Source organism: Candidatus Deferrimicrobiaceae bacterium (assembly GCA_035256765.1).
In the GTDB taxonomy this organism is placed as follows: Bacteria; Desulfobacterota; Deferrimicrobia; order Deferrimicrobiales; family Deferrimicrobiaceae; genus CSP1-8.
Genome location: DATEXR010000321.1, coordinates 1 through 3,736, shown reverse-complemented (window position 1 = coordinate 3,736; position 3,736 = coordinate 1). Strand labels below are relative to the sequence as shown.

Sequence of the window (3,736 nt, the reverse complement as noted above, 5' to 3'; positions counted from 1 at the left end):
TGCACCTGTTGACCGGCAGCCCGGACATGGTCCTTTTCCTCGACCATGTCCAATACGGGGAGACGCTTTCCTTCGCGGCTTTTTCCGCGACGGGGACCCCGGTGGGAAGTCTCCTGTCCGGCGTGCGGCTGGTTCCCTCGGCGGGAGTGCAGGGGGTCACGGCATCCGTCGTCCCCGAGTTGCAGTCCGACGCAAACGATCCCTTCCTCCGGTTCTTCCAGTTGAGGGTCGTCGGGACGGGAGGGTTGGCGCAGATCGTGGACGGGGAGGGGAACCGTGCCGGGGGAGCGCCTTGGGACCGGAGCCTTGTCCCGGTCCTTTCGGTGCGATACCGATGGTAACCGAGGCGGCGCATTTCCTCCCCCCCGTGCGGGGAAGAAACGAAACCCACGTCGTGAATATCTCATGCGCAGGAGGCGTCCAATGGAAAACCGCAGGGAGGGACCCATGAGAAGACTGCTTTATTTCGGTGTGGCGGCGATCCTTCTGCTCTCCCTTTCCGGGTGCGGGGGAGGGGGAGGGGACTCCCGGACCATCTTCGTCGCGCAGATCGTAAGCGACAAGCCGGCCGACGGGGATATCGCATTCGACCCTGTCCTGCAGACCTTCACCATCGCCAACGGGCCGGGAACCCTGTTCTTCGGCTTCGACGACCTGGATCCTAATCTCAAGGAATACCGAGCGTTCCTGGATTTCCCCCTCGACGGATCCACCGGAGGGGACGTGGTGCCCGCGAACGCCCGCATCCGGGCGGCCACGATCGAGGTGTTCATCAACGATGTAGCCTTCGCTTCCACGGTTCCCACGTTGATCGAATTGGTGGTCTATCCGATCAACGGCCTGCGCGAGGAGGATTTCGACTCCGCTCCCCTTACCTTCCCGAATGGCAGTTTTGCGTCGCGGTCCCTGGATCTTTTCTCTAGCGACCAGGGGAATTACGTTCTCATCGATGTCACTCCGCTCATGGCGGAGGCGCAGCGACGGGGCCTTCTCGACTTCCAGATCCGGTTCCTGCTCGATCTCGTGCCGGGCGCCGGAGGACTGGTGGGGATCGAGGATCTGCCGCAGGTCACAATGACCTCACCCCGTTTGACCGTAGAATATGATTGAGATCCGGGGCCCGTCCGGCCCCCGGGGAAGAACGTGGAATGGGGGGAAGACCGGCAACCAACGGCTCAACGCCGCGGCGCACGGTCCGTCCGGTTAGCGCCTGAAATCAGCGTCGCCGCTCTCCGGGGCCCCTTGGCGATGCGGGGGGTTCCGCGAAACGGGGGGACATTCCAAGGGGGGACATTCCTATATCGAGTTGTACGTTGAGGAGTGTCCCCCCCAGTTGAGGAGTGTCCCGCCGAAAGGAAAAAATTGGGTTGAGCGGAACCGGCAGCGAGCGGGCGGAGGTCGCGAGCGTAGCGGATGCGGAAGCCCCCGCGAGCCAGGGTCCTTCCGCCGCGGGCAACCTGCCCGGAGGCGAAGCCGATACGGGGCGCCCCTCCGAGGATGCGGAGCCGAGGCAACGTGCCTTCACGACAGGCCGCACGCAGGAGGGAGCAGTCGAAGCGGGTTGCGGGCCGCGATGCGTGTCGCGGAATCGACGGAAATTGTTGTAGAATCTTCTCGTGCCTGCCACGGGAACGAGGAAACGGTTAGCCGATCTCGGTGCGGTCGCGTCGGGCCTGGCCCACGAGATCCGCAATCCGCTGAATTCCCTCTACATCAACAGCCAGATCCTCGAGGAGATACTCGCCGCGCTGCCGGAGGGGGCCACGGACCGCAAAGAGGAGCTTCTCTCCCTGGCGCGCTCCAACATGAAGGTCACCCAGCGGCTGAACGACATCCTCTCCGAGTTCCTGCGGTTCGCCCGGCCGAACGCGATGGAGCTCGTGGTGGCGGACCTGAACCGGGTCGTCGCCGACACCCTCCGGTTCCTCGAGGTCGATTTCTCGCGGCGGGGGATCGAGCTTGTCACCGCCTTCCACCCGGAGCCGCTCCCTCTCTTCGCCGATGATAAGCAGTTGCGGCAGGTGCTCCTCAACGTCCTTCTGAACGCCGAGGAGGCGATGGACAAGGAACGGAAGGTCATCCGGGTGACGACCGGGGCGGAGCGGGGACAACCGTTCGTGCGCGTTGCCGACAACGGCCGGGGCATCCCGCGGGCGGAACGGAAGCAGATCTTCCAACTCTTCTTTTCCACGAGGAAAAACGGCACCGGGCTGGGGCTTCCCATCGTTCGGAAAATCGTGCGCGAGCACGGCGGAAAGATCGGCATCCGGAGCCGGGAGGGGCGCGGCACGACGGTGACGATTTCCCTCCCCCCGGAGGAACAGTCCAAGGCGAGAATGCGGCAGCGGGCGGCCGGAAGGCCGCTTCCGGAGAAGGTCCGGTGAAAGAGAAGGCGAAGATCCTCGTATTCGACGACGACCCGGACAGCCTTTCCAGCATCGCCACGGCGCTGCGGCGGGACGGGTTTGAGGTCCACCCCTTCACCGACCCGAAGGAGGGGATGAAGGCTCTTGCTTCCGGGGGGGGGGATGTCGTGCTGACCGATCTGAAGATGCCCGGCATCACGGGGCTGGAAGTGGTCCGGCGCGTGGTACGGGAGAACCCGGGCATCCCGGTCGTCGTCGTGACCGCATTCGGCACCGTGGAAAGCGCGGTGGAGGCGATCCGGGCGGGAGCGTCCGACTACCTCCTCAAGCCGGTGGGGATCCCGCAATTGCGGGCCGCCGTCTTCAAGGCGTCCAAGGAGCGCAGCAAGAATGTGGAACTCGAGAAAAAGGACAGGCAGATCCGGCGCCTGCGGGAGGAGAGGGACCGGAAACAGGGCGTGGGAAGGATCATCGCCGATTCGAGGAAGATGAAGGAGGTGATCCGGAAAATCCACATGGTCGCCCAGACCCGGATGAACGTTCTCATCCTGGGGGAGAGCGGCACGGGGAAGGAGCTTGTGGCCCGGGCGATCCACGACCAAAGCCCACGGTGGGAGATGCCCTTGCTGCCGATCAACTGCGCGGCGATCGCCGAAAGTCTGCTGGAATCGGAGCTCTTCGGCCACGAGAAGGGTGCGTTCACGGGCGCCGTCGCCACTCGGCAGGGGATGATGGAGATCGCGAAGGGGGGGACCCTGTTCCTCGACGAGGTGGGCGAGATGTCCCTCTCGCTGCAGGTCAAGTTGTTGCGGGCGATCGAACAGAAGGAGATCATCCGGGTCGGGGGATCGGAGGTGATCCGCGTGGACCTCCGGATCATCGCCGCGACCAACCAGGACCTCAAGGCGAAAGTCGCAGAGAAGACCTTCCGGGAGGACCTGTTCTATCGGCTGAACGTGTTCAACATCACGGTGCCCCTTTTGAGGGAACGTCGCGAGGATATCCCGAAACTTGCCGGACAATTCCTTTCCGAGATCGCGACCGAGAACCGCGTCTCCCCCAAGAGGCTGTCGGCCGGCGCGCGCATCGCTCTTCTCGCGTACCGGTGGCCCGGAAACGTCCGGGAGTTGCGAAACGCCATGGAGACCGCCTCGCTCGTTGCCAAGGGCGATACGATCGAGTGGGGGGACCTCACCCCGGAGATTCTCGACAACATCCTTCCTCCCTCCCCGTCCGGACCGATTCCCCTTCCTTCGGCCCGAACGCTCGAGGAGATCGAGCGCGAGGCCATCGTGGCCGCCCTGCTGAAGACGGACGGGAACAAGACGCAGGCGGCGAAGAGGCTCGGGATCGGGCTGCGAACCCTCCAG

At 64.4% G+C, this 3,736-nt stretch carries 4 protein-coding genes; all 4 read left to right on the top strand.

The features are described 5' to 3' along the window. On the top strand, positions 1-341 hold a 341-nt coding region (locus VJ307_11185), incomplete at its 5' end, for a hypothetical protein (protein ID HJX74700.1). Positions 342-447: 106 nt separating this feature from the next. Continuing rightward, on the top strand, positions 448-1,110 hold the full coding sequence (locus tag VJ307_11180) for a hypothetical protein (GenBank protein ID HJX74699.1): 663 nt from the start codon (positions 448-450) through the stop codon (positions 1,108-1,110). A 506-nt stretch (positions 1,111-1,616) separates the two neighbouring features. Then, complete coding sequence (locus VJ307_11175; GenBank protein ID HJX74698.1) at positions 1,617-2,384, top strand: ATP-binding protein; 768 nt, start codon at positions 1,617-1,619, stop codon at positions 2,382-2,384. Continuing rightward, positions 2,381-3,736: sigma-54 dependent transcriptional regulator (locus tag VJ307_11170; GenBank protein ID HJX74697.1), on the top strand; the 1,356-nt coding region annotated here is incomplete at its 3' end. The genes VJ307_11175 and VJ307_11170, both read left to right, overlap by 4 nt.

Excerpts from the sequence above, each read along its gene's own strand:
- VJ307_11180 (HJX74699.1), top strand. The coding sequence starts at position 448 with ATGAGAAGACTGCTTTATTTCGGTGTGGCGGCGATCCTTCTGCTCTCC.